The following is a 24,680-nucleotide window of genomic DNA, read 5'->3' as shown; positions in this document are numbered from 1 at the left end:
GTCACGGGCGAGGAAAGGCTTACAGCAACCCCGCCGCCGCCAGGAACTTGCCCACCCTCTCCACCTCGGCACCGTCCAGCGGCACCTGCGGCTCCGCCGTCGCCGGGCAGTCGATGACCCCCCGCAGATGCAGCGCGGCCTTGAACGCGCCGATGGCCGACGAACTGCCCCCCATCCGCCCCGGGTCACCGACACCCACCATGCCGAACAGGGCACACAGACGTTCCTGTTCGGCCCGCGCCCCGGCCCGGTCACCGGCACGGCACAGCGCGTCGAGACGGACGTACCCCTCGGGATCCACGTTCGCCAGCCCCGGCACCGCCCCGTCCGCCCCCACCGCCAATGCCGCGTCGACGATCAGCTCGGAGCCGGTCAGCGCGCTGAAGCCGGTGATGTCGGGGTGCTCACGGGCACCGGTCACCACCTCCCGGAAGGCGCCGAGGTCACCGCTGGAGTCCTTCAGGCCGGCCAGCACCCCCTCGGCGGCCAGCTCCAGCACCAGACCGGCGGGGAGCTTGGTGTGGACGGCCACCGGAAGATCGTAGGCGAGGACCGGCACCGGGGACGCGGCCGCGACCAGACGGTAGTGGCGGGCGATCTCCGCCGGGTGGGTACGGGTGTAGAACGGCGCGGTGACGACCACCGCGTCCGCGCCTGCCGCCGTGACGCACGCGATGCGGTCCAGGACGCGGGGCGTCGTCATGTCGATCGCCCCGGCCAGCACGGGGATGCGACCACCCACATGGGCCACGGTCACCTCCACCACCAGCCGCCGTTGCCGGTCCGTCAGATACGCCGCTTCCGACGTCGTACCGAGCACGAACAGGCCGTGCACCCCGCCGGCCACCAGATGGTCGATCAGCCGGTGGAGCGAGGGGACGTCCACCTCGCGGTCCGATGTCAGGGGCGTGCAGACGGGCGGGACGACACCGGTAAGCGGGGCGGGGAAGGTCATCAAGGCTCCTTGGACTCACTGTGGTGTACGAGGTCGCGTGTCCGCCTTCCAGCATCGCGTACGGAAGGGGCACCCGCTCGGCGGGCGGGTCGCCGACACGCACCGTGAGATGGCGGCACTAGAGGGTCTTCTCGTAGCCGTTGTCCTGGTCGGAGTCGTAGACCCGCTTGCCCGCGGCGTCGTAGCCCTCGATGTGGGGAGCCTTGGTGACGTGCTGGTTCAGGATGCCGGTGGCGACGAACCAGCCGTGGTCCAGGACGGCCGACACGGTGGCGCCGCCGTAGGAGACGGTCACCTTGGCCACCGACGGCTCGACCCTGCCGATGACACCCCAGCGGAACGGGAGTTTCCAGTTGCCGTCGTCGAGCATCGACTGCCGGTGCAGCTTGCCGCCGTTGGGGTCGGCCATCACGGGTCCGGCGCCCGGCACGCTCTCCAGGTCGTCGCCGACGCTGGTGTTGAGCCCCGAGGCCTCGCCGTTCTTGATGTTGCAGATCAGCCGGGTGTACGGCTTCTCCTTCACGGCGACGACGAACATGCCGTCGCCGGGCGCGTTGGAGTCGCCGGTGCTGTTCATCGCCAGGATGATCCGGTAGCCGTCGGCCTTGCCGAGGTCCGCCGCGGCGCCGATCCTGCTCGCGGAGCCGTTCCACCGCTTGTCGGCGAGGCACATCTCCAGGCCGTCCGAGGCCTGCGCGAGCGTGATCCCGTCGAGCAACTGCCCCGGCGTGGCGGGTCCCTTGGGCCCGGTCGGCGTCGGGCTCGGGCTGGGGGTCGGTGTCGCGGACCGCGTGGCACTGGCCGAGGTCTGTGGTGCGGCCGTGCCCCCGCTCCCGTCCGGCCCGGTCAGCGCGTACGCCCCCACCGGCGCCGCAGCCAGCGTCACCAGCGCCGCCCCGGCCACCGCCACCCGGTGCCGCCGCTCGACCATGCCCCGGCGGCGGATCGCGGGATACGGCGCCGGCGACGGCTGGATCGTGTACGCGTCCTCGGCGAGCAACTCACGCAGCTGCTCCTCCAAGCCCTCCTCGGCCCCCTGCCCCTCGAAGTCCCCCTCGGCTCCCCGCCCCTCGAAGCCCCCTTCGTCTTCCGGCCGCTGCCGCTCCCCGCTCACCTGCTGCCTCCCTGCCCCGAAGAAGTGCGGCTGCGCCCAGGCCCGTCCATGGCCTGCGCGAGCCCCGGATACGTACGCAACTTCGCCAGCCCCTTGGACGCCTGACTCTTGACCGTGCCGGGGGAACAGCCGAGGATCTCGGCGACCTCCGCCTCGGACAGGTCCTCCCAGTACCGCAGGACGATCACCGCCCGCTGCTTGGGCGGCAGCCCGGCCAGCGCGCCGAGCAGGGCGCTGCGCTCGTCGGCCCGCGCCACGGCCTCGTCCCGCCCCGCCACCTCCGGCGGCGCCGCGGTCAACGCCTCCGGCACGCGCCGCTTGCGGAAGCGGTCACTGTTGCAGCTGACGAGCATCTTCCGGACGTACGCCTCCGGGTTGTCGCTGCGTGCCACGCGCCGCCAGGAGCGGTACGCCTTCGCCAGCGCGGTCTGTGTCAGGTCCTCGGCGTGGTGCGCGTCGCCCGTGAGCAGATAGGCGGTCCGTACGAGACGGGACCACCGCGCTCTGACGAATTCCTGGAACTGGGCCTCTTGTTCGGCCTGCATCAAGCACCCTCCCTCGCCCTCCAGACCACCATTGCCGCGATTCCGGTTGCCCGGTTTCCGGCACCGGGTTCGAATGGGCTTGTGGAGAGTGTCGTGGGGAGTGCGGAGTTGTGGGAGGAGCGGGGCGCCGGTGTCCTGCGGCTGCCCTCCGGGCGGCTGGTCCGGGGCCGGGGCCTGCGGCGCCCCCTGGAACCGGGGGCGCCGAGTCCGTCGTACGGCGTCTACCTCCTCGGAAAGCCGCCCCCGGACGTCCCCTGGGAGTCCCGCTGGCTCCGCTGGCCCGACTTCTGGCTGCCCACGGACCGCACGTCCGCCCGCGCGGTGCTCACCGAGGCCTGGGAGCGGGCCGCCGAGGAACGCGTGGAGGTCGCCTGCGACGGCGGGCGGGGGCGTACGGGGACGGCGCTGGCATGTCTGGCGGTGCTGGACGGCGTACCGCCCGAGGAGGCCGTCGCCTACGTCCGCCGCCACTACGACCGGCATGCGGTGGAGACGCCGTGGCAGCGGAGGTACGTGCGGCGGTTCCGGGGCTGAGCGGGCTGCTCAGCGGGTCGGACAAGACCACGGGGAACAACGCGGGGAACAAGGGGATCAAAGGGGATCAAGGGGGAGCAAGGGAATCAGCCGGGCGCGGTTCCTGGGCGGTGCCGCGGCTCGGAGACGCCCGGCACGGCCTTCAGCCTCGCTCGCATGCGCCAGGACATCCGGGCCATCCGCGACGACCTGCACGCCGACACCGTCGACGTCACCGGAGACGGCGTCGAACGCCTCTGGAACATCGTCGACCACGACGAGAACCCGCCGGAGATCAAGGGCGACCTCGTCCGCAGCGAACGCACCCAGGCCGCCTACCTCACCGATCTGCTGGACGTCTTCGAGTCGATGGGCCTGTACGCGGCGATGGCCTTCGAGTTCATCACCGCGGACGCCCCGCACCGCCCCGACAACCCGCGTCTCGACATCGACATGGCGAGCTACGCCATCACCAAGCCCCTCAAGGACCGCCCCGACGACCCGAACTCGGACTGGCACTGGGAGCCGAAGGAGGCGTTCCACGCCCTGGCGCAGCGCTACGCCAGGGCGTGCCGTTCACGTCACTCGCGGTAGTAGACGTCACTCGCAGTGGACGTCACTCGCAGTGGACGTCACTCGCAGTGGACATCACTCGCAATAGACGTCCTCGTCCGGCCGCTCTCCCGTCGCCAGGAAGCGGGAGACGGTCCGGTCGCCGCAGGCGTTGCCGTTGGCGAGGTAGGAGTCGTGGCCGGTGGAGTTCACGGTGACCATGACGGCACGGTCACCGAGGGCCTCCCGGAGCTTGAGGGCACCGCTGAGCGGGGTGGCAGGGTCGCGCTCGTTCTGCACGAGCAGGATGTCGGACGGGCCGCTGTCGGTGATGTGGACGGGGGCCTGCTTCGGCGCGTACGGCCAGGCGGCACAGACCATCGCGTTGCGCGGCATGCCCGCGGTCAGCGGGTACTCGGCCCGGCTCTCGGCCACCTCCTTCTGGTACACGGCGGCCGACCTGGGCCAGGCGACGTCATTGCACAGCGTGGCGGCGCCGACCGCGGCGCCGTTCTGCAGCGCGGCCTCCGGCGGGGCGGCCGGCGCGGTCGGTACGGTGCCGTCCTGCGCGGCGAGGATCAGCTTGGCCAGGACGGGGTAGTTGTCGGGTTCGTAGAGGGTGTTCAGCAGGTTCTGGCGCAGCACATTGCCGTTCAGCTCCTCGGGGTTGGCGCCGGGCCACGGGATCGGATCCCGGTCCAGCCGCTCGGCCAGGCGCAGGAACAGCGGCCGTACGTCCGCCGCCGACCCGGCCAGCCGGTACGGGTTGCCGGGCGCCGCCGCCCAGGCCGCGAAGTCGGGGAAGGTGTCCTCGACGCCCTGCTCGTGCGCGGCGAGCCAGGCTCGGTTGACCCGGGTGGGGTCGGGGTCGTCGTTGCTGTCCAGTACGACGCGGTCGGTGCGGAACGGGAACAGCTGGCTGTAGACCGCGCCGACGTACGTGCCGTACGAGACGCCCCAGATGGAGAGCTTGCGCTCGCCGAGGGCGGCCCGGATGCGGTCGACGTCGCGGGCGTTGTCGACCGTGCTGATGTGCCGGAGCAGTGGGTTGCCGCTGTGGGCGCAGGCGTTCGCCATCCGGCGCGCGGAGGCCATGTTCTGGGCGACCGAGCCGTCCGGGGCGGGCCACGGCCGCAGCGTGGTCGTGGCGAGGTCACCGGTGGCGAGGCCGCAGCTGACGGTGCTGGAGGGGGCGTTCCCGCGGGGCGCGAACCCGACCAGGTCGTAGGCGTCCCGCACGCCCTCGGGTAACTTCTGCCCCTTCTCCGACGGGTCCTTGAGGCTGGAGCCGCCCGGCCCGCCCGGAATCATCAGCAGCGCCCCGCGGCGGGCGTCCGGATTCGCGCTGGGGATACGGGAAATGACGAGGTCGATCGTCCTGCCGTCCGGCTCCGCGTAGTCCATCGGCACCTCGATGCTCGCGCACCGCTGCCGCGGATCGAGCCCGTTGCCCTCGCATTTCGTCCACTTGAGGGAGGGGGTGGAAGGGGTGGAGGGGGCCGAGGGTGCGGCGGCGGAGGAGGATGCGGCCAACGGGCCGGTGAGACCGAGGAGGAGGGCGGAGGCTGCGAGGACGGGGGCGTGGCGCGTGATCTGCTTCATACGGTCCATACGGTTCATACGGACGAGCCTCGCGGAACCCCGACGTCCGCCACATCCGGGAAACAGCCCTGTTTCGCCGGGGGTTTTCCCCAGTACCGCGCTTGAGCCCCTTGCCTGCCCGGCTCCCCCGGTCGTCCAGGATCTGGAGTCGAGCCGGTGATCAGTCCGGCAGCTTCAGGTCTGTGCAGCCGTGCTGTTTCGCTGAACGTTCAGCGAACGCGCGTAGGGCAGTGGTGAGGAAGCCCTTGCGTGGATCTGCGTACACAGTCGCTGAGATGCGGAAGATCGCCCGAGCAGCGCCGGGGCACGCAGCGGTCGCCCATGCGCTGTCGCGCTCGAGGCCCGCATCGGTGTTCACAGCGAACGGTTCGTCGGTCGCTGATCGCAGGCCCTGCGCGAAGGGCCCGAACGAGGCATCCAGCCAGTACAAAGGCTCGGAACGTGCCCCTGTCTCGCCCAGCACACAGTTCTCCAACGGCGCGGTTCCCGTCGCCTTCGTTTCGATGAGCCAGTCGATCTCGTATTGGTCCTCGGGGATCGGGATGCCGCGGCAAGTGCCGCTGGCCGCGTATGGGGAACTCTCCCCCTCCGGCGCCGGAACTGGGGGGATCCGCCCTCCTTCCTCGGCTCTGCATGACCAGCGGTCCGCCGCCTTCCTCGCTGTGGAGGCCGCGAGTTCCCCCTTCGCACGGGCGGTGCTCGCAGGCGGCTCCTGCGCGTCTCCGTCGATGGAAACCACGACGGAGACAGGCTTGTTGTCACAGGCGAGAACGACGCCTGCGTCTTGCATGTTCGTATATCCATGCCAGCCGCCGCCGAGGGCCACGGGCAAGGCATCCGTCGCGGTCTCCGGGCGCAGGGTGTCGAGCACGTCATCGCTGTCTGAGCCGGATCCGACGGCATCGTCGGGGATCAGAGCGATCGTCAGGCGCATGTCGGCGACCTTGCAGTTGTGGACGCTTTCGTCACCGAAGCCACCCTCCTCGTCGCCAGACAAGCCTGTTTCCGTATTGAGGCCGGTGAATACAGCGGACTCTTTGTAGGGGATCAGGCCGTCGCAGTACGTGGCCAGCTTGTCCTCGTAGCGCCAGCCCTTGCCGGTGTCGCTCAGCCTGTACCAGCCGTAACCCCCGGCAAGGACCATTGCCAGCGGCATCACCACATACAGCGCCACCCGGCGCATGACCTTCATCTGTCTGCTGCTCCTGCCTCATGCCCGCCTGATGCGACCAAATCCAGCATCCGTGTGCCGAGGCGTCCCCCAACAAGGCCGCGAGGGCGGACACAGGAACGGCGCGCGGCATGCCGTAGGACGCGGGGTGACCGTAGCCCAGGTGTGGGTAGGCCGCCGGGGCGGGTCGGGCAGATCCCGCCCGGTAGTGGCGGCCTGGTGCGTCATGCTCCCCCTTCCTTCGTGGCGGATCCGTCCCGGGCGAAGGCGGCCATCCGTCGGGCGTAACCGTCCGGGTCGCCGAAGTGCACCGCGAGGTGTTCGGCTCCAGCGGCCCGGAAGGCCTCGGCGGTGCGGGCGGCCTCGCCGACGGTGCGGTCCGGGCCGTGCCAGTCGATCCGGGTGCCGGGGGACACAACGCGGCCGTCCGTACGCGCCCGCAGGTACGCCAGCCGTTCGGCGAACGCTGTCGGGTCCAGGCCCACGCCCTGCCAGACGTCCGCATACCGGGCCGCCCGGCGCAGGGCGGCGTCGGTGACACCGCCGGTCATCACCGGCACCGGACCGTCGGGGCGTGGCTCGAAGACGCCTGTCTCGAAGCCGTACCAGCGGCCCTCGAAGGGGCCCCGGCCGACCCGGAACAGGTGCCGGAGCAGTGCGATGGCTTCGTCCGTGCGGGCCGCCCGGCTCCTGAAGTCGGCGCCGACGGCGGTGAACTCGCGTTCGTCCCAGCCGATCCCCACACCCAGGGTGATCCGTCCGCCGGACAGCCCGTGGAGGGTCGCGACCTGTTTGGCCACCACGAAAGGACTGCGCATGGGCAGGACGAGCACGGAGGTGCCGAACCGGATCCGGGTGGTCGCGGCTGCCAGCCAGCCCATGGTCACCAGCGGTTCGAGGACCCCTCCGTACACCGGGCCGTACTCGCCGGGCGGCAGGATGTGGTCGGGGAGCCATGCCGTGTCGTAGCCGAGGGCCTCGGCCTGCCGTGCCAGGTCGGCGAGTCGGCGCGGGTCGGCCCCCGCGGCCTCGTTCGGGAGGACCACCTGCAGCTTCACTCCCCCTCACCGTCCTTCCCTTCCGAAAGCGAAAGGAAGTGGAGAAAGTCGAGGACGGGCTTCAACCACTCCTCCGACCGCTCGACCATGACCACATGGTCGCTGTCGATCTCCGTGTACCGCGCGCCCCGGATCCCGGCCGCCAAGGCGCGGGAGCCGGCAGGCAGGACCATGCTGTCGGCGGTCGTCGCGACGACCAGCGTGGGGGCGGAGACTTCGGCCAGGTCACCGGTGGTGTCGAGGGAGGGGATCAGGTCGATGTGCGGGTGGAGTGGGGGTGGCACCTCGGCCCGCCAGCCGGGGAGGAGGCCGAGCACATGGTCGTCGGGCCGCGCGAACCCGGCGGTCAGTACGAGCGCGGTCACCCGCTCGGGATGGCGTACGGCGGCGCGCACCGCCACCAGCGTGCCGAGCGAGAAGCCGAGCACCGCGAACCGCCCGACGCCGCGCCGTACGGCGGAGTCGACGACAGCGTCCGTGAGCTCGTCGAGGTCCAGTGGGGCGGCGGCGACCGGGGTGCGACCCGAGCCGGGGTAGTCCGGGGCGACGACGGTGTGGGCGGCGGCGAGGGCGGGCAGAACCGGGGCGAAGTTGTCTTCGATGCTGCCGGTGGCTCCGTGGGCGAGCAGCAGTCCTGGGCCGGTTCCGGTGACGGTGGTGGCGAGGGCGGGGAATGAATCGCGCATGCCTCGTACGTTGACCCATCACACCGGTGTGAAGGTCAAGTCCCAGGCGTGGTGAGGAGAATCGGTGCTGATAGGCGAGCTGTCACGGCGGACTGGAGTGGTGGCCCGGCTGCTGCGGTACTACGAGGAGCAGGGCCTGCTGTGCCCCGACCGCGACAGCAGCGGATACCGCGTGTACGCGCCCGACGCCCCGTACATCGTCGCCCGCATCCGAGGCATGCTGGCGGCCGGGCTGACCACCGACGCCATCCGCGAGATGCTGCCGTGCGCCACCGACGCCGGGCCGGGGATCGAGCCCTGCCCGGAGGTACTGCGGACGATGACCGCGCACCTGGAGCGGATGGACGCAGACATCGCGGATCTGCGCCGCCGCCGGGCCGCGCTGGGCGCGTTCCGTGATGCGACCGAGGCGCGGCAGAGGCGGGCGCGGGCTCGCTGAGGGGCGCCGGCCGCCTTGATGCGGGCACCTTGCCCACCACAGCCGCACCCTGGAGGCCGGCTGTCCCACCGGCGTTTGCAGGTTGGCCGTGGGGCCGCCCGCTTCTTTGGCAGTGTCGTGCTTCCGCGACCCGAGTAAAGGGCGCTCCGCTGTCGCTCCGCGTCGCCTTCGGCGATCGGCCTGCGGCCGACCCTTGACTCGGCTCGCTCCAGCACGGGTGAGAAGCGAGCGGGCGGCCCGGAGGGATGGGTGGCCCAGGTGGGGGTCCCTTGGGTTGGTTGGGGGGGTGGGCCGGGGTTCAGGGGGCGCGGTCGCGTCTCGCCAGCACGCCGGGTCGGCTTGGCGGCGAGCGGTGAGTGGGTGGTTGGGGGCGCGCTGCCTGGGTGGGGGCACGCCGGGACGGCTCAGCGGCGATCGGCCCGTCCGCGCCTGGGGCTGGGCCGCACCGGCTGAGTGGCGGCACGCCGGGTGGGCTTGGCGGCTTGCGATGAGTGGGTGGGGACGTGATGGTGGCGGCGTGCGCGTCGGCGGGGGCGTGGGCGGGGAGACACCGGACCGGCTGAGCGACTCACCGCACGCCGCTGAGCCGACCCGGCGTGCCGCCATCCGGCCGGCGCGTCCCCAGCCACCCTCGGGCCGCCGGTCGCCAAGCCGCCCCGGCGTGCGGCCACTCGGCCGGTGCGCCCTCAGCCGCCCACTCACCGCACGCCGCTGAGCCGACCCGGCGTGCCGCCACTCGGCCAGCGCGTCCCCAGCCACCCACTCACCGCTCGCCGCCAAGCCCACCCGGCGTGCTGGCGAGGCGCGAGTGCGCCCCCGAACCCTGGCTCACCCCCCCAACCGACCCAAGGGACTGGCGGACCTGGGCACCCGTCTTTCCGGGCCGCTCGCTCGCCTCTTCCCCGTGCTGGAGCGAGCCGAGTCAAGGGTCGGCCGTAGGCCGATCGCCGAAGGCGACGCGGAGCGCCCTTTACTCGGGTCGCGGAAGCACGACACTGGCCAAGAAGCGAGTGGCCCCGACGGTGCCGATGAACTCCGTCCAGGCGGCCGACCCGATGAGCAGAGCAGAACCGCCGGGCACCTTGCTGTCGCGGACCGGGACTACGCCGGGGACTCCGTCGGCTACCTCGACGCAGTCGCCCCCGTTGCCGTCGCTGTACGTGCTCTTGCGCCAGCGGGCGGCGCCCGGGAAGTCGTACGCGACCTCGACGCACTCCTCGCCGTCGCTGCCGCCGCTGTAGGTGCTCTTGCGCCAGCGAGCGTTGGTCAGGTCGTACCCCTGCATCGTCTGTAGTCCTCCGCCGCCGATTCGATCAGGCCCAGGGACGCCTCCAGTGACAGTGCGGCGGCCCTGAGATGATCGTAATTCGCCTGTGTCCGCTTCACTACGGCCGGATCATCCAGCAGGGTCCCTGAAAACACCCCCTCTGTATAGACGGTTGGCGGCGCGTCTTCGAACTCCATGAGCCTCAACAGCTTGCCCATCTGCGGATGTGCCCCGGCAGAGAACGAAAGCACCTGCACCAGCAGCTTGCGGTTGCGCACCAGGGCTGCGATGTGCTCGAGCTGCTGGGCCATCACGGCAGGCGAGCCGACCGGGACACGCAGCACCGTCTCATGCAGGACCACCCAATACACCGGCCGTGTAGCGTCCTTGAGGATCTGGGCACGCTCCATACGGAGACCGACCATCTCCTCGAGGTATTCCTCCGTGGCGAGAGGGTTGCTTGCCAGGTAGATCGCACGGGCATACTCGGGCGTCTGGAGCAGGCCTGGGACAACAGCGGGCGCCCACTCGAAGATGCTCGTCGCCAGCCGCTCCAGCTCGGCCGCGTGAGCGAAGTAATCCGTGTACCGCTGTTCTTTGATGAGCTTCAGCCACAACCGCTCGAAAATACCGTCGGTTTGTAGCACCTCATCAATCCGCTGAGCCACATCCAACTGCGGTTTGCGAATGGCCTGTTCGAACTGCCCGATATACCCACCGGAAACGAAGACCCGCTCCCCCAGCCCTACTTGAGTGATCCCCGCGTCCTCCCGCCGCCGCTTCAACTCCGTCCCGAAGAACTCCCAAGCCGCCTGTCGTGAACCGTTGGCCACGACCAACCTCCTTGCACTGACCCGCATTTGTAGTGCACAGACTCCTGCCGAGTGTAGTTGCGGAGAGGCACTGTAGGGACACGAAGAGTGAAACCCGGGAAGAAGGGGAGCACGGTGGAGGCACAGCACTCGGCGCTCTGCGTCGAAGAAGCGGAGGACACGGTGAAAGAATTGCGCGCGGCACTCAGGAAAGCCGGAATTATTCTGCCCTCACTCGGGCTCGACCCGGTGAGTCTTGCGCGGGAGGCACCGTGTCCACTCGTCGAATTGGGGCGGTGTTCCGTCGAGACCGCGCAGCGACTCGCGGCGGTGCTGCGATGAAACCGCCGGTGGGTTCGTATGTCGTGGATACCCGTACCGGGAGGGTCGGGATCGTCATGGGGCACGTGGGGCCGTACGTGCAGCTGAGACCGTACGGCGGCGGGCGCGAGTGGGACGCCGATCCCGGGGCCGTGCGTCTGGCCACCCCTGCCGAGCGGCTCAGCGCGGCGACGGCGTACGCCAACGCCCGCAGCCGAGGTGAGGTTCCTTGAAACCGCAGTCGAAGCACTCGAATGAACCGCAGTCGAAGCACTCGACACACGACGCACACCTGCCGTGGGCGAGAATGGGCCCATGAGTCTGTTCCGCGACGACGGCATCGTGCTGCGCACCCAGAAGCTGGGTGAGGCGGACCGGATCATCACGCTGCTCACGCGCGGGCACGGCCGGGTACGGGCCGTGGCCAGGGGCGTGCGCCGGACCAAGTCGAAGTTCGGGGCGCGGCTCGAACCCTTCTCGCACGTGGACGTGCAGTTCTTCGCGCGGGGGAGCGAGCTGATCGGGCGCGGGCTGCCGCTGTGTACGCAGAGCGAGACCATCGCGCCGTACGGGGGTGGGATCGTCGCCGACTACGCGCGGTACACCGCCGGGACGGCCATGCTGGAGACCGCCGAGCGGTTCACCGACCACGAGGGCGAGCCGGCGGTGCAGCAGTATCTGCTGCTCGTCGGCGCCCTGCGGACGCTCGCCCGGGGCGAGCACGCGCCGCACCTCATCCTCGATGCCTTTCTCCTCCGCTCGCTCGCCGTGAACGGCTACGCGCCCACCTTCACCGACTGCGCGAAGTGCGGCATGCCCGGGCCGAACCGGTTCTTCTCGGTGGCGTCCGGGGGGTCCGTCTGTGTGGACTGCAGGGTGGCGGGGAGTGTCGTACCGTCGCCGCAGGCCCTGGAACTCCTCGGCGCGCTGCTTACGGGAGACTGGGAGACCGCGGACGCTTGCGAGCCGCGGTACGTCCGGGAAGGGAGCGGGCTGGTGTCCGCGTACCTGCACTGGCATCTGGAGCGCGGGCTGCGCTCACTTCGGTACGTAGAGAAATAAGCGCTGAGAAACAAGCGCTGAGAAACAAGCGCCAAAGCACAGGCTTAGGGAGACGAGAAGCACATGGCCACACGCGGGTTCCTGGGGCGCCAGCGCCGCGAGTACAAGAAGCCGGAGCCGCACCCGTCCGGTGCCCGCGCGCCGAAGCTGCCCGGCGAGCTGATCCCGAAGCATGTGGCGATCGTCATGGACGGGAACGGGCGGTGGGCGAAGGAGCGGGGGCTGCCGCGTACCGAGGGGCACAAGGTCGGTGCCGAGCGGGTGCTGGACGTGCTGCAGGGCGCGATCGAGATGGGCGTGGGGGCGATCTCGCTGTACGCCTTCTCGACCGAGAACTGGAAGCGGTCTCCGGACGAGGTGCGCTTCCTGATGAACTTCAACCGTGACTTCATCCGTAAGACCCGGGATCAGCTCGATCAGCTGGGGATCCGGGTGCGGTGGGTGGGGCGGATGCCCAAGTTGTGGAAGTCGGTCGCCAAGGAGCTTCAGGTCGCTCAGGAGCAGACCCAGGGCAACGACAAGCTGACCCTGTACTTCTGCATGAACTACGGCGGGCGGGCCGAGATCTCCGACGCGGCGCAGGCGTTGGCGGAGGATGTACGGGCCGGGCGGCTGGATCCGTCCAAGGTCACGGAGAAGACCTTCGCGAAGTACCTCTACTACCCCGACATGCCGGACGTGGACCTGTTCCTCCGGCCCAGCGGCGAGCAGCGCACCTCCAATTACCTGCTCTGGCAGAGCGCCTACGCCGAGATGGTCTTCCAGAACGTGCTGTGGCCGGACTTCGATCGGCGTGATCTGTGGCGGGCGTGCGTGGAGTTCGCTTCGCGGGACCGGCGGTTCGGGGGAGCGATTCCGAACGAGGAGCTGCTGGCCATGGAGGGCAAGCAGGAGTAGCCCTGGAGCGGACCCGGCGTTGCTGCTGGGCGGGGGTGGGCGCGCAACCCGGCGCTGGCGAGTGCCGCTGCGCCCACCCGTGCCGCCCCAGCTGCACGACTGCCCGCAGCTACGCCGACGCCGCCGCGCAGTCCACGCACGTCCCGAAGATCTCCACCGTGTGCGCCACGTTCACGAACCCGTGTTCCGCCGCGATCGCGTCCGCCCACTTCTCCACCGCCGGGCCCTCGACCTCGACCGCCTTGCCGCACATGCGGCAGACCAGATGGTGGTGGTGTTCACCCGTCGAGCAGCGGCGGTAGACGGACTCGCCGTCGGACGTGCGCAGGACATCGACCTCGCCGGCGTCGGCAAGGGACTGAAGCGTGCGGTAGACCGTGGTCAGGCCGACGGAATCGCCCTTGTGCTTGAGCATGTCGTGCAGTTCCTGTGCACTGCGGAACTCGTCGACCTCGTCGAGCGCCGCCGCCACGGCGGCCCGCTGCCGGGTCGCGCGGCCCTTCACTGGCGGTCCAGCGGTCGTCACCGGTTGCCTCCTCACGTCTGCGCTTGCCGGGCCATTGTGCCAGCCCGGCCTGTGGGCGGTCAGACGCCGACCTTGCCCTCGGCCTCCCGGGTGGCTGGAATCGCACACTCCGCCGGGTCCCCGGTGGGGTGTGCGGCGGTCCGTGCCCGCGCGCGGCGCCGGGCCAGCGGGGCCGCCAGCGCGGTCAGCACGATGAACGCCCCGATGGTCAGGAGCACGATCGTCGCGCCGGGCGGCACGTCCTGGTAATACGAGGTGACGGTCCCGCCGATCGTCACGCCGACCCCGATCGCCACCGCGATCGCGAAAGTGGCCGCAAAGCTGCGGCTCAGCTGCTGGGCCGCCGCCACCGGCACCACCATGAGGGCCGACACCAGCAGCAGGCCGACCACGCGCATCGCGACCGTCACCGTGACCGCCGCCGTGATCGCCGTCAGGAGGTTGAGCGCGCGCACCGGCAGGCCCGTGACCCGTGCGAACTCCTCGTCCTGGCTCACCGCGAACAGCTGGCGGCGCAGGCCGAGGGTGACCAGGACCACGAAGGCGGCCAACAGGCAGATCGCCGTGACGTCCGATTCGGACACCGTCGACAGTGAGCCGAAGAGGTACGACGTCAGATTCGCGTTCGAGCCCGTCGGCGCGAGGTTGATGAACATCACGCCGCCGGCCATACCGCCGTAGAAGAGCATCGCGAGGGCGATGTCGCCGCGTGTCTTGCCGTACCAGCGGATCAGCTCCATGAGGACCGCGCCGATGACCGCCACGAGCGTGGCCATCCACACCGGTGACCAGGAGAGCAGGAAGCCGAGGCCGACGCCGGTCATCGCGACGTGGCCGATGCCGTCGCCCATGAGGGCCTGGCGGCGCTGGACGAGGTAGATGCCGATCGCGGGGGCCGTGATGCCGACCAGGACGGCGGCGAGCAGGGCCCGCTGCATGAAGGCGTAGTCGAGGATTTCCATCAGCTCAGCAGTCCCGTCCGGATCGGTTCGGCGTCGTGAGCCGCGTGCGGGTGGACGTGGTCGTGGCCGGGCAGCGCGTGCTGGCCGACCGCCTTCGGGGGCGGGCCGTCGTGTACGACGCAGCCGTCGCGGAGCACGATCGCGCGGTTGATCAGGGGCTCCAGGGGGCCCAGTTCGTGCAGGACGAGCAGGACGGTCGTACCGGAAGCCGCCTGGTCCCTGAGGGTGCGCGCGAGGACCTCCTGGCTCGCCAGGTCCACGCCGGCCATCGGCTCGTCCATGATCAGCAGTTCGGGTTCGGAGGCCAGGGCGCGGGCTATCAGCACTCGCTGGTGCTGGCCGCCCGACAACGCATTCACAGAATCCTTCGCCCGGTCGGCCATCCCCACCAGCTCCAGAGTGCGGCGTACGGCCTCGTGGTCCGCCTTGCGGAGCATGCCGAAGCGGGCGCGGGACAGGCGGCCGGAGGAGACGACCTCCGTCACCGTGGCGGGCACGCCGCCCGCGGCGGTGGTGCGCTGCGGGACGTAGCCCACGCGCGCCCAGTCGCGGAACCGGCGCCTGGGGGTGCCGAACAGCTCGATCTCGCCGGCGCTGACCGGCACTTGGCCGATGAGGCTGCGCACGGCCGTCGACTTGCCCGAGCCGTTCGCGCCGAGCAGCGCGACGACCTCACCGCGGTGGGCGGTGAGGTCGATGCCGCGCAGGACGGGGCGTGAGCCCAGTTCGGCGCGGACACCGCGCATCGATATGACGGGCTCACCCATGGGTCGTCCTCCGAACTGTGCTGATCACTTGGCTCCCAAGGCCGTCTCCAGCGACTTGAGATTGGACTCCATGACCTGGAAGTAGTCGTCGCCCTTGGACTTGTCGGTGATGCCCTCGAGCGGGTCGAGGACGTCCGTCTTCAGTCCCGCGTCCTTGGCGAGGGTCTTCGCGGTCTTGTCGGACACCAGTGTCTCGTAGAAGACGGTGGTGACGCCGTCGGCCTTGGCCTCGGTCTGGAGTTCCTTGATCCGGGCCGGGCTGGGCTCGCTCTCCGGGTCGAGGCCGGAGATGGCCTCCTGGGTCAGGCCGTAGCGCTCGGCGAGGTAGCCGAAGGCGGCGTGGTTGGTGAAGAAGACCTTGGTGTCGGTGGTCTTCAGGCCGTTCGTGAACCGGGTGTTCAGGTCGTCGAGCTTCTTGACCAGTGCGTCGGTGTTCTTCTTGTAGTCGTCCGCGTGGTCCGGGTCGCCCTTCTCGAGGGCCGCTCCGACGCCCTTGGCGACCTCGGCGTACTTCACCGGGTCGAGCCAGATGTGCGGGTCGAGGGCGTGCTCCTCCTCCTCGGAGGGCTTCTCCTCGGCGGGTGCCTCCTCGCCCTCGTGTTCGTGCTCGGTGCTGCCGTGGTCCTCGAGCTTGGTCAGCGTGGCCGCGTCGATCTTGTTCTTGACCTGGGACTGCGAGACGGCCTCGTCGACGGCAGGCTGGAGGGTCTTGAGGTAGAGCACCGCGTCCGCCTCGCCGAGGTCGGCGGTCTGCTTGGTGCTGAGCTCCAGGTCGTGCGGCTCCTGACCGGGCTCGGTGAGGGTGGTGACGTTCACGTGGTCCCCGCCGATCTGCTCGGCGAGGAACTGCATCGGGTAGAACGACGCGACGACGTCGAACTTGTCCGTGTTGCCCGCCGTGTCGCTGTCGCTGGAGCAGGCGGAGAGGGCCGCGAGACCGAGGGCGGTCACCGCTGCGGTGGGTATCAGGCGACGTCGTACGTTCATGACAGTCATTTTCAATGAATCTGGAAACGATTGTCAACAAACGTCCAGGGTGGGCATAAAGGCGGCCCGATTTGGTTGAGGGGGAGCCTGCGCCGGTAACCTGAAGCATTCGCTGGAAGCACCTCGCTTCGTCGCCCGTCGTCGTAATGAAGAGAGCACCGTGGCCGCCGACAAGATCGACACCATCGTCAGCCTGAGCAAGCGCCGTGGCTTCGTATTCCCCTGCAGTGAGATCTACGGCGGACAGCGCGCCGCCTGGGACTACGGGCCGCTGGGTGTCGAGCTCAAGGAGAACCTCAAGCGCCAGTGGTGGCGCTACATGGTCACGTCGCGCGAGGACGTCGTCGGTATCGACTCGTCCGTGATCCTGGCCCCCGAGGTCTGGGTCGCCTCCGGCCACGTCGCCACCTTCACGGACCCGCTCACCGAGTGCACCTCCTGTCACAAGCGGTTCCGCGCGGACCACCTGGAGGAGGCCTACGAGGCCAAGCACGGCCGCCCCCCGGAGAACGGCCTGGCGGACGTCAACTGCCCGCACTGCGGCAACAAGGGTCAGTTCACCGAGCCCAAGCAGTTCTCGGGTCTGCTCTCCACCCACCTCGGTCCGACCCAGGACAGCGGCTCCATCGCCTACCTGCGTCCCGAGACCGCGCAGGGCATCTTCACCAACTTCGGCCAGGTGCAGACCACCTCGCGCCGCAAGCCGCCGTTCGGCATCGCCCAGATGGGCAAGTCGTTCCGCAACGAGATCACGCCGGGCAACTTCATCTTCCGCACCCGTGAGTTCGAGCAGATGGAGATGGAATTCTTCGTCAAGCCGGGCGAGGACGAGAAGTGGCAGGAGTACTGGATGGAGCAGCGCTGGAGCTGGTACACCGGCCTGGGTCTCCGTGAGGAGAACATGCGCTGGTTCGAGCACCCGAAGGAGAAGCTCTCCCACTACTCCAAGCGCACCGCCGACATCGAGTACCGCTTCAACTTCGGCGGCAACGAGTGGGGCGAGCTGGAGGGTGTCGCGAACCGGACGGACTACGACCTCGGTGCGCACTCGAAGGCCTCGGGCCAGGACCTGTCCTACTTCGACCAGGAGGCCGGCGAGCGCTGGACGCCGTACGTCATCGAGCCGGCGGCCGGTGTCGGCCGGGCGATGCTCGCCTTCCTGCTCGACGCCTACATCGAGGACGAGGCCCCCAACGCCAAGGGCAAGATGGAGAAGCGCACGGTGCTGCGCCTCGACCCCCGCCTGGCTCCCGTGAAGGTCGCGGTGCTTCCCCTTTCGAGGAACCCTGAGCTTTCCCCCAAGGCCAAGGGCCTCGCCCAGACGCTGCGGCAGAACTGGAACATCGAGTTCGACGACGCGGGCGCCATCGGCCGCCGCTACCGCCGCCAGGACGAGATCGGTACGCCGTACTGCGTGACGGTCGACTTCGACACCCTGGACGACAACGCGGTGACGGTGCGCGAGCGCGACTCGATGAAGCAGGAGCGCGTGTCGCTGGACCAGATCGAGGGATACCTGGCCGGGCGTCTGCTGGGCTGCTAGCGCCGGCACTCCGGGCCGCTCAAAGCCGCTCAACGCCTCTTCGGCCTCTTTGGCCCTTGATCGGCCTCTTTGGCCCTTGATACGGGTACCTCTATGGACCTGTATCAAGGGCCATCGTGCTACCAGGGTGATCAGCATGAGCATCGCGTTCCTGTTGACCACCCTCGTCGTCTGCGTCACCCCCGGCACCGGGGTCGTCTACACCCTCGCCACCGGGCTCTCCCGGGGCCGCCGCGCGAGCGTCGTCGCCGCCGTCGGCTGCACACTCGCGATCGTCCCGCATGTGCTGGCCACCGCCACCGGCCTCGCCGCACTGCTGCACGCGAGTGCGACTGCCTTCCAGATCCTCAAGTACGCCGGTGTCGTCTACCTGCTCTACATGGCGTGGGCCATGGTCCGGGACAAGGGCACCCTCGACGTCGATCAGAGCGCCGCGCCCCTCTCCGCGGGGCAGGTGATCGTCCGTGCCGTGCTGATCAACGTCCTCAATCCGAAGGTGACGATCTTCTTCTTGGCCTTCCTGCCGCAGTTCGTCAGCCCCGGGCAGCCGCACTCCGCCGTACGGATGCTGGCGCTCGGCGGCGTGTTCATGCTGGTCACCTTTGTCGTCTTCCTCGCGTACGGCCTCCTCGCGGCGTCCGTGCGCCGGCATGTCACCTCGCGGCCCGGGGTGATGGCGTGGCTGCGGCGGAGTTTCGCGGGGTCGTTCGTGGTGCTGGGGGCGAAGCTGGCGTTCACGGCGCGGTAGGGCCCGGGAGTCCTGGCTCGGACGCCTGTCGCCGGACAAGCCCGCGGGTCGTTCAGGGCCTGCGGCCCTGGAAGGTGCGGCGCAGGTCGCTCACCCAGGCGTCGGGGTTCTCCCAGGGGATGAAGTGGCCGCCGCGGTCGTGGGCGTTGACGTTGACGTGGTTGAACCAACCGGCCTGCGGGCCGTTCTTGAACGCCCGGACGCGCTCGTCGGCGGTGTGGATGCCGGGCGGGTTCTCGTACGTGACGAAGGTGAGGCCGACCGGGGCCTGCACGACCGGGGTGCGGTCGTGGGCGGGGGTCCAGGGGTAGCGGTTGGCGTTGGCGTAGTAACGCATCGACGTGGCGATGGAGTTGTTCACCCAGTAGATCGTGGCGTGGGTGAGCAGGTCGTCCTTGGTGAAGACGGACTCGACGTCACCGCCGTTGTCGCTCCAGGCGTTCCAGCGCTCCAGCAGCCAGGCGAGCAGTCCGGCGGGTGAGTCGCTCAGCCCGTGGGCCAGGGTGGCGCCGTCGAGCATGTGCACGGCGAGGTGGGGCGCCCAGCGGTGGTCCAGCTCGATGATGCGGGCGCGGACCTCGGGGGGCTGATCGTCGGTGAGGGGCCCATTCCGGGCGAAGTCCCAGGCGCGGGGGCCGGTGAAGAAGTCGAGCGGCAGCCCGGAGCCGATGTGGATGCCGTACAGCTCGTCGGCGTACTTGTGGCCGAGCTGGCTGGAGACGATCCCGCCGATGTCGCAGCCCCCGGCGGCGTACTTCTCGTATCCCAGGGTCTCGGTCATCAGGGTGTGCCAGAGGTCGGAGACCTTCCAGAAGTTGACGTCCGGAAAGCCGGTGAGCGGGCCGGGAAAACCGAAGCCGGGCAGGGACGGCACGATGACGTCGAACGCGTCGGCGGGGTCACCGCCGAACGCGGCCGGGTCGGCGAGCGGGTCGATCACCTTCGACCAGTGCCAGAACGTCCACGGCCAGCCGTGGGTGAGGATCAACGGGATCGGGCGGGGGCCGCGGCCGGGCTTGCGCATGAAGTGCACCGGGACACCGGCGACGCTCACCTGGTAGTGCTCGTAGGCGTTGATGGCGGCCTCGGCCTTGCGCCAGTCGTAGCCGTCCCGCCAGTAGGCGACCAGCTCACGGAGATAGCTGTCCGGGACGCCGTAGGACCAGTCGCCATTCCCCTCGTCCAGCGGCGGACGGGTCAGTGTGAGACGGGCGCGCAGGTCATCGAGGACCTCGTCGGGCACATGGATCGGGGCGGGCTTCAGGGGGAAAGTGTGCGGGGTGGTCATGGCGTGGCTCCTTCCCGGCTCAGTGCCCTGGGACACCGGGGCCGATGGAGACGGAAAGCAGGTGGCAGGCGACAGCTGACAGGTAACGGATGGCAGGTGACAGCAGGTAGCGAATGACAGATATTGAAATCTGTCATCTGTCATGCCATGGTGGATGTCATGACGCTGCACACTCGCACCCTCGGAAGCGCCGGCCCCCAGGTCTCCGCCCTCGGCCTCGGCTGCATGGGCATGTCGGCGCTGTACGGCGACGCCGACCGGGCCGAGTCGATCGCCACGATCCACGCCGCGCTCGAGGCGGGCGTGACGCTGCTCGACACCGGCGACTTCTACGGCATGGGCCACAACGAACTGCTGATCGGTGAGGCGCTGCGCTCCGCGCCCGCCGCCCGGCGCGAACAGGCACTGGTCAGCGTGAAGTTCGGGGCGCTGCGCGACCCCGACGGCGGCTGGTCCGGGTACGACGGCCGCCCGGCCGCCGTGAAGAACTTCGCCGCCTACTCGCTCCAGCGTCTCGGCGTCGACCACATCGACGTCTACCGGATCGCCCGGCTCGACCCGGACGTACCGATCGAGGAAACGGTCGGCGCGATCGCCGAACTGGTCGAGAAGGGGCACGTCCGTCACATCGGCCTGAGCGAGGTCGGCGCCGAGACGATCCGCCGGGCCGCCGCCACCGCGCCCATCTCGGACCTCCAGATCGAGTACTCCCTCATCTCGCGCGGCATCGAGACGGAGATCCTGCCGACCACCCGGGAACTGGGCATCTCCGTCACGGCGTACGGCGTCCTGTCCCGGGGCCTGATCTCCGGCCACTTCACCCCCGGCCGGCAGCTCGCCGCGAACGACTACCGCGCGCTCTCGCCCCGCTTCCAGGGCGAGAACCTCCAGCACAACCTCAACCTGGTGGAGGCACTCCGGAAGATCGCCGAGCAGAAGGGGGTCTCGGTCGCGCAGATCGCCATCGCCTGGGTGCTGTCCCGGGGCGAGGACATCGTGCCGCTCGTCGGCGCGCGGACCCGGGAGCGGCTGGCGGAGTCGCTGGGCGCGCTGGACGTCACGCTGGACGCGGCCGACCTCGCCGCGATCGAGGAGGCCGTGCCGCCCGGCGCCGCCGCGGGCGACCGCTATCCGGCGGCGCAGATGGCGCAGGTCGAGCGCTGACGCGGGCGCCAGGTACGTTTCCCTCATGTCACCGACCAGGGAGATCCTGACCGCCGAGCGCATCCTCGAAGCCACCGAGGAGGTGCTGCGCCGCCACGGTCCGGCCAAGGCCACCGTGGTGGACGTCGCCCGCGCGCTCGGCGTCAGCCACGGCAGCGTCTACCGGCACTTCCGGACGAAGGCGGCGCTGCGCGAGGCGGTGACGAAGCGGTGGCTGGACCGCACCTCCGAGGCCCTGTCCGGGATCGTCGCCGACGAGACCCGTGACCCGCGGACGCGGTTGTGCGACTGGCTCGAGGGCCTCTTCGAGGCCAAGCGCCGCAAGGCGGGCGACGATCCCGAGCTGTTCGTCACGTACACGGTGCTGACCGGCGAGACCGGCGAGGTCGTCGGAGAACACCTCACCGAGCTGATCGCCCAGCTGACCCGGATCATCGAGGCCGGCGTCGAGTCCGGCACGTTCACCTCGGCCGACCCGGCGGTCACCGCCCGCGCCGTCTTCCACGCCAGCGACCGCTTCCACGACCCGCGTTATGCCGGGGAGTGGGAACAGCCGGGCATCGGGGAGGACTTCCGGGCGGTGCTGGACCTGATACTGCGCGGCCTGCGGGCCTAGGGCGCCGCCGATTTCCTGCGACCTGATCCGCCGGACAGGCCCTGACCTTCCGCCGCCGTACACCGCCAGAAGTCCCGCATCACCCCCGGCGGCGTCGGGCTCTGCATCGCCACCTGGGTCAGGAGGATGGTGACCGTGCTCGTCGTCGGGATGACGTGGGCCGTCGTGCCGGTGCCGCCGACCCAGCCGTAGCGGCCGGGGACGTTCCAGGGGTCGATCGGGGTGACGTCGACCTGGCCGCCGTAGCCCCAGCCCTGGCCCTCCAGGAACAGGAAGCCCAACTCGCGCTGGCAGGCGGTGAGGTGGTTGCTGGTCATGCGGCTCACCGAGGTCGGGGTCAGCAGGCGGTGGCCGTTCGCCGTGCCGCCCGCCAGCAGCATGCGGGCGAAGGCCAGCCAGTCGTCGGCCGTGGAGACCAGGCCGCCGCCGCCCGAGGGGAAGGCGGGGAGGGCGGCCCATTCGCCGTCCGGGGCATCCGCCAGTTCCAGGGCGCCCAGGTCGGTCGCGCCGTAGTGGCTGGTGAAGCGGTGGCGTTTGGCCGGCGGGACCTCGAACGCCGAGTCCGTCATGCCCAGCGGCTCGAAGATCCGTTCCGCCAGGAACTCGGGGAGCGTCCGGCCCGAGGCCCGGGCGACCAGGATGCCTTGCAGGTCGGAGCACGTCTGGTACAGCCAGGCCGCGCCCGGCTGGTGCAGCAGCGGGACCCGGGCGAGGGCGGCCAGCCAGGTGTCCGGGTCCGGGTAGGCCTGTGGGGCCCGGCCGTCCTTCTGGACCTCGAACAGCGCCCGCACCGCGGGCAGCGAGAAGTCCGACGGGAAGCCCCAGCCCGCCCGGGAGCTGAGCAGGTCCTCGACCGTGATCGGGCGGTCCGCCGGGACCACGTCGTCGACGGGGGCGGCCGGGCTGCGCACCACCATCGGCTTCGACAGCTCCGGCAGCCACTCGTCCACCGGATCCTCCAGCCCGATCCGCCCCTCCTCCACCAGCGTCAGCACCGCCGCCGCTGTGATCGGCTTGGTGATCGAGGCGATACGGAAGATCGAGTCCCGGGCCATCGGGGTGGTGCCGTCGGCGTCCTGGTGGCCGACCGTCACCACCTCGACGTCGTCGCCTCGCGCCACGAGGCCGACGGCTCCCGGGATCGATCCGTCGGCGACGTGCCGTCGCAGGATGTCGTGCAGTGAGCTCATCGGTGGGCCTTCCGGTGCGTCGCGGTCCAGTGGTCGTAGGGGTACGACTGCTGCCGCGGCCGAAAGTCATCGGTCCGGCGGGCCGTTCACGCCCCCGCCGGGTCCACCGTCGCCTGATGCTCCTCGGCGAGGTGCTCCTGCGCCTTCAGCCACGGCAGGAACTGCGCGCTCTTCTGCCAGCCGCACGTGTCGCATCTGATCGTGCGCTGTACGCCCGTGCGCTGTACGCGGACGACGTGTTCGCGCCCGTGCTGATCCCAGCGGCTCACCTTGCTCGTGTTGATCTCCAACATGCTGCCTCCAGAGGCCGCGCCCTGTGAGTCGGTCGACGCAGCACGGAGTGTGCAGCAAGACCAACATCAACAGGGGATCCTTCACAGCGACTTCGCCAAGCCGTGCCCTATCTCTCAGTGGCTCACAGTGGATTTCGGCGGCTCTCCGTAGTTCTCGCTACTTCTCAGGCGATCGTCCTGGGGAGTCGCAGGCTGAGCAGACCCGTGAGCGCGATCGTCGCCAACTGGACCAGGAGCGTGGTGACCAGGGCGTTTCGCATGCCCATGCTGGGGATCAGGGACAGGAAGAGCGTGCCGAGGGTGGCCACGCCGAGTGCCAGGGCGGACTGCTGGGTGGTGGTCATCACGCCGCTGCCGACACCGGCCCGGGCGGGCGGCACCTCCGACAGCACGATCCGGAAGATCACCGGGAGTTGGAGGGCCTGGCCCACGCCCGCGACCGCGCCGCCCGGGAGCAGGGCGAGGAGGCCGAGGTCCGGCCAGGAACGCCAGGCGGCCAGGGCGATCAGGCCCACGCCCACCCCCTGGAGCAGGGAGCCGGCCGTCACCACCCGGGTGCCGTACCGGGCGATGAGCCGCGGACCGGCGATCGACGTGAAGAAGAACGTCACCGCCAGCGGGACCAGCGCCAGGCCCGCCTGGACGGGACCGAGGCCCGCGCCCTGCTGCAACGCCACCGCGATCACGAACATGAAGCCGCTGAAGCCGATGGAGAACGGCAGGATGATCACCAGCCCGCGCCGCAGCGACACCAGCGCGAACAGGCTCGGGGGTACCAGAGGTGTGCGGCCCTGGCGGTCCGCCCTGCGCTCCACCGCGTAGAACGCCGCCGCCACGAACGGGAACGCCGCCAGCGACAGCCACGTCCACAGGGGCCAGCCCGCCGCCCGGCCCTCGGTCAGCGGGGCCAGCAGGGTGAGCAGCGAGACGGCCAGCAGGACCGTGCCCGGGCCGTCCACCGGCTCCGGGCGCTGCGCACGGGTCTCCGGGACCACGCGGGCCGCGAGGACCAGGCCGACGACGACCACCGGCACGTTCACCAGGAACACCGAACGCCAGCCGGTGCCCGCGAGGTCGGCGGAGACGAGGACGCCGCCGAGGATCTGCCCGGCCACCATGGACAGGCCGGCCGTGGCGCCGTACAGGCCCATCGCCTTGGCGCGGCGCGGCCCGGAGGTGGCCGCCTGGATGGTGGCGAGCACCTGCGGCAGCATCGCGGCGGACGCCGCGCCCTGCGCGACCCGCGCCGCGACCAGGGTCCAGGCGGTGGGCGCGAGCCCGCACGCCAGCGAGGTCAGGCCGAACGCGGCCATGCCGCCCAGGAAGAGGCGGCGCCGGCCGAACAGGTCGCCGAGCCGGCCGCCGAGGACGAGGAGGACGGCGTACGCCAGGCCGTACCCGGCGACGACCAGTTCGAGGACCGACTCGCTCGCGGCCAGGTCCTTGCCGATGGTGGGCAGGGCGACATTGACGATGAAGAAGTCGACGAGGGGGAGTGCGGCGGCCAGCAGCACCGTGAACAGTCCGAGGCCGCCCAGCGAGGGTGACGCCGGGGCGGGCCGCAGGGAGCGTGGAGTGGTCGTGGTTTCGGTCACGACTACG

The 24,680-nt window shown here is 70.2% G+C and carries 28 protein-coding genes; 11 read left to right on the top strand and 17 right to left on the bottom strand.

The annotated features are described in order from the left end of the window. Nucleotides 1-19 precede the first annotated feature (19 nt). The 3 genes from Q4V64_RS16265 to Q4V64_RS16255 all read right to left on the bottom strand — a co-directional run bounded on the left by Q4V64_RS16265 (nt 20) and on the right by Q4V64_RS16255 (nt 2,614). Nucleotides 20-955, bottom strand: a complete 936-nt coding sequence (locus tag Q4V64_RS16265) for a dihydrodipicolinate synthase family protein (RefSeq protein WP_124442404.1) — start codon at nt 953-955, stop codon at nt 20-22. Nucleotides 956-1,073: 118 nt separating this feature from the next. Continuing rightward, nucleotides 1,074-2,069 carry a hypothetical protein gene (locus Q4V64_RS16260; protein ID WP_303710157.1) on the bottom strand — a complete coding sequence of 332 codons (996 nt, stop codon included), beginning with the start codon at nt 2,067-2,069 and terminating at the stop codon, nt 1,074-1,076. Beyond that, entirely contained in the window at nt 2,066-2,614 is a 549-nt protein-coding gene (locus Q4V64_RS16255) for a SigE family RNA polymerase sigma factor (RefSeq protein WP_124442405.1), read from the bottom strand. The genes Q4V64_RS16260 and Q4V64_RS16255 overlap by 4 nt, the downstream gene beginning before the upstream one ends. 93 nt (nt 2,615-2,707) lie before the next feature. Between Q4V64_RS16255 and Q4V64_RS16250 the strand changes: the two genes are divergently transcribed. Further along, nucleotides 2,708-3,148 carry a protein phosphatase gene (locus tag Q4V64_RS16250; RefSeq protein WP_124442406.1) on the top strand — a complete coding sequence of 147 codons (441 nt, stop codon included), beginning with the start codon at nt 2,708-2,710 and terminating at the stop codon, nt 3,146-3,148. Between the two features lie 156 nt (nt 3,149-3,304). Then, nucleotides 3,305-3,721, top strand: coding sequence for a hypothetical protein (locus Q4V64_RS16245; protein WP_303710154.1), 417 nt, complete (start codon nt 3,305-3,307; stop codon nt 3,719-3,721). Between the two features lie 54 nt (nt 3,722-3,775). On the opposite strand, the gene Q4V64_RS16240 is transcribed toward Q4V64_RS16245, so the two are convergent. The 4 genes from Q4V64_RS16240 to Q4V64_RS16225 all read right to left on the bottom strand — a co-directional run bounded on the left by Q4V64_RS16240 (nt 3,776) and on the right by Q4V64_RS16225 (nt 8,196). After that, on the bottom strand, nt 3,776-5,299 hold the full coding sequence (locus Q4V64_RS16240) for an alpha/beta hydrolase (RefSeq protein WP_124442407.1): 1,524 nt from the start codon (nt 5,297-5,299) through the stop codon (nt 3,776-3,778). A 142-nt stretch (nt 5,300-5,441) separates the two neighbouring features. Further along, nucleotides 5,442-6,473: a hypothetical protein gene (locus Q4V64_RS16235; protein ID WP_124442408.1), complete on the bottom strand. Its 1,032-nt coding sequence runs from the start codon at nt 6,471-6,473 to the stop codon at nt 5,442-5,444. Between the two features lie 203 nt (nt 6,474-6,676). Then, nucleotides 6,677-7,510 carry a TIGR03619 family F420-dependent LLM class oxidoreductase gene (locus Q4V64_RS16230; RefSeq protein WP_124442409.1) on the bottom strand — a complete coding sequence of 278 codons (834 nt, stop codon included), beginning with the start codon at nt 7,508-7,510 and terminating at the stop codon, nt 6,677-6,679. Next, the gene (locus Q4V64_RS16225) at nt 7,507-8,196 is read right to left on the bottom strand and encodes an alpha/beta fold hydrolase (RefSeq protein WP_124442410.1); all 690 of its coding nucleotides are present in this window, start codon (nt 8,194-8,196) and stop codon (nt 7,507-7,509) included. Before Q4V64_RS16225 ends, Q4V64_RS16230 begins: the two co-directional genes overlap by 4 nt. A 64-nt stretch (nt 8,197-8,260) precedes the next feature. Between Q4V64_RS16225 and Q4V64_RS16220 the strand changes: the two genes are divergently transcribed. Next, a complete protein-coding gene (locus tag Q4V64_RS16220) occupies nt 8,261-8,635 on the top strand; it encodes a MerR family transcriptional regulator (RefSeq protein WP_124442411.1) in 375 nt (124 codons plus the stop codon). A 970-nt stretch (nt 8,636-9,605) separates the two neighbouring features. On the opposite strand, the gene Q4V64_RS16215 is transcribed toward Q4V64_RS16220, so the two are convergent. Together Q4V64_RS16215 and Q4V64_RS16210 are read right to left on the bottom strand one after the other, a co-directional pair. Further along, complete coding sequence (locus tag Q4V64_RS16215; RefSeq protein WP_124442420.1) at nt 9,606-9,920, bottom strand: DUF397 domain-containing protein; 315 nt, start codon at nt 9,918-9,920, stop codon at nt 9,606-9,608. Then, nucleotides 9,902-10,735, bottom strand: coding sequence for a helix-turn-helix transcriptional regulator (locus Q4V64_RS16210; RefSeq protein WP_124442421.1), 834 nt, complete (start codon nt 10,733-10,735; stop codon nt 9,902-9,904). The genes Q4V64_RS16215 and Q4V64_RS16210 overlap by 19 nt, the downstream gene beginning before the upstream one ends. Nucleotides 10,736-10,849: 114 nt before the next feature. On the opposite strand from Q4V64_RS16210, the gene Q4V64_RS55015 reads away from it, so the two are divergent. The 4 genes from Q4V64_RS55015 to Q4V64_RS16195 all read left to right on the top strand — a co-directional run bounded on the left by Q4V64_RS55015 (nt 10,850) and on the right by Q4V64_RS16195 (nt 12,994). Beyond that, nucleotides 10,850-11,056 (top strand): hypothetical protein, encoded by a 207-nt coding sequence (locus Q4V64_RS55015; protein ID WP_124442422.1) that lies wholly within the window; start codon nt 10,850-10,852, stop codon nt 11,054-11,056. Next, a complete protein-coding gene (locus tag Q4V64_RS55010) occupies nt 11,053-11,268 on the top strand; it encodes a hypothetical protein (protein WP_124442423.1) in 216 nt (71 codons plus the stop codon). The genes Q4V64_RS55015 and Q4V64_RS55010 overlap by 4 nt, the downstream gene beginning before the upstream one ends. An 82-nt stretch (nt 11,269-11,350) precedes the next feature. Next, entirely contained in the window at nt 11,351-12,097 is a 747-nt protein-coding gene (recO, locus tag Q4V64_RS16200) for a DNA repair protein RecO (protein ID WP_124442424.1), read from the top strand. Nucleotides 12,098-12,160: 63 nt separating this feature from the next. Then, on the top strand, nt 12,161-12,994 hold the full coding sequence (locus Q4V64_RS16195; protein ID WP_124442425.1) for an isoprenyl transferase: 834 nt from the start codon (nt 12,161-12,163) through the stop codon (nt 12,992-12,994). A 109-nt stretch (nt 12,995-13,103) separates the two neighbouring features. Here Q4V64_RS16195 and Q4V64_RS16190 read toward each other — a convergent pair whose 3' ends face one another. Genes Q4V64_RS16190 through Q4V64_RS16175 form a run of 4 tightly spaced genes read right to left on the bottom strand, consistent with a single transcriptional unit; the run spans nt 13,104 to nt 16,236 of the window. Beyond that, the gene (locus Q4V64_RS16190; protein ID WP_124442426.1) at nt 13,104-13,520 is read right to left on the bottom strand and encodes a transcriptional repressor; all 417 of its coding nucleotides are present in this window, start codon (nt 13,518-13,520) and stop codon (nt 13,104-13,106) included. Between the two features lie 59 nt (nt 13,521-13,579). Beyond that, entirely contained in the window at nt 13,580-14,482 is a 903-nt protein-coding gene (locus Q4V64_RS16185) for a metal ABC transporter permease (protein WP_124442427.1), read from the bottom strand. Next, nucleotides 14,482-15,249, bottom strand: coding sequence for a metal ABC transporter ATP-binding protein (locus Q4V64_RS16180; protein WP_124442428.1), 768 nt, complete (start codon nt 15,247-15,249; stop codon nt 14,482-14,484). The genes Q4V64_RS16185 and Q4V64_RS16180 overlap by 1 nt, the downstream gene beginning before the upstream one ends. 24 nt (nt 15,250-15,273) lie before the next feature. After that, nucleotides 15,274-16,236 (bottom strand): zinc ABC transporter substrate-binding protein, encoded by a 963-nt coding sequence (locus Q4V64_RS16175; RefSeq protein WP_124442429.1) that lies wholly within the window; start codon nt 16,234-16,236, stop codon nt 15,274-15,276. A 160-nt stretch (nt 16,237-16,396) separates the two neighbouring features. On the opposite strand from Q4V64_RS16175, the gene Q4V64_RS16170 reads away from it, so the two are divergent. Continuing rightward, nucleotides 16,397-17,779: a glycine--tRNA ligase gene (locus Q4V64_RS16170; protein ID WP_124442430.1), complete on the top strand. Its 1,383-nt coding sequence runs from the start codon at nt 16,397-16,399 to the stop codon at nt 17,777-17,779. Between the two features lie 136 nt (nt 17,780-17,915). Next, on the top strand, nt 17,916-18,527 hold the full coding sequence (locus Q4V64_RS16165) for a LysE family translocator (RefSeq protein ID WP_124442431.1): 612 nt from the start codon (nt 17,916-17,918) through the stop codon (nt 18,525-18,527). Nucleotides 18,528-18,579: 52 nt separating this feature from the next. Here the strand turns inward: Q4V64_RS16165 and Q4V64_RS16160 are convergent, their stop codons facing one another. Next, a complete protein-coding gene (locus tag Q4V64_RS16160; RefSeq protein ID WP_124442432.1) occupies nt 18,580-19,815 on the bottom strand; it encodes an epoxide hydrolase in 1,236 nt (411 codons plus the stop codon). Between the two features lie 159 nt (nt 19,816-19,974). On the opposite strand from Q4V64_RS16160, the gene Q4V64_RS16155 reads away from it, so the two are divergent. After that, nucleotides 19,975-20,979: an aldo/keto reductase gene (locus Q4V64_RS16155; protein WP_124442433.1), complete on the top strand. Its 1,005-nt coding sequence runs from the start codon at nt 19,975-19,977 to the stop codon at nt 20,977-20,979. Between the two features lie 25 nt (nt 20,980-21,004). Then, nucleotides 21,005-21,595 (top strand): TetR family transcriptional regulator, encoded by a 591-nt coding sequence (locus tag Q4V64_RS16150; protein WP_124442434.1) that lies wholly within the window; start codon nt 21,005-21,007, stop codon nt 21,593-21,595. Here Q4V64_RS16150 and Q4V64_RS16145 read toward each other — a convergent pair. The 3 genes from Q4V64_RS16145 to Q4V64_RS16135 all read right to left on the bottom strand — a co-directional run bounded on the left by Q4V64_RS16145 (nt 21,592) and on the right by Q4V64_RS16135 (nt 24,673). Continuing rightward, nucleotides 21,592-22,785, bottom strand: a complete 1,194-nt coding sequence (locus Q4V64_RS16145) for a serine hydrolase domain-containing protein (RefSeq protein WP_124442435.1) — start codon at nt 22,783-22,785, stop codon at nt 21,592-21,594. The two genes, Q4V64_RS16150 and Q4V64_RS16145, sit on opposite strands and share 4 nt — an antisense overlap. A gap of 86 nt (nt 22,786-22,871) precedes the next feature. Then, nucleotides 22,872-23,078, bottom strand: coding sequence for a hypothetical protein (locus Q4V64_RS16140; protein ID WP_124442436.1), 207 nt, complete (start codon nt 23,076-23,078; stop codon nt 22,872-22,874). Nucleotides 23,079-23,242: 164 nt separating this feature from the next. Continuing rightward, entirely contained in the window at nt 23,243-24,673 is a 1,431-nt protein-coding gene (locus tag Q4V64_RS16135) for an MFS transporter (RefSeq protein WP_124442437.1), read from the bottom strand. Nucleotides 24,674-24,680: the final 7 nt, after the last annotated feature.

Origin of the sequence: Streptomyces sp. NL15-2K, from assembly GCF_030551255.1 — a bacterium.
Taxonomy (GTDB): Bacteria; Actinomycetota; Actinomycetes; order Streptomycetales; family Streptomycetaceae; genus Streptomyces.
This window is presented reverse-complemented; position numbering and strand designations above follow the sequence as displayed.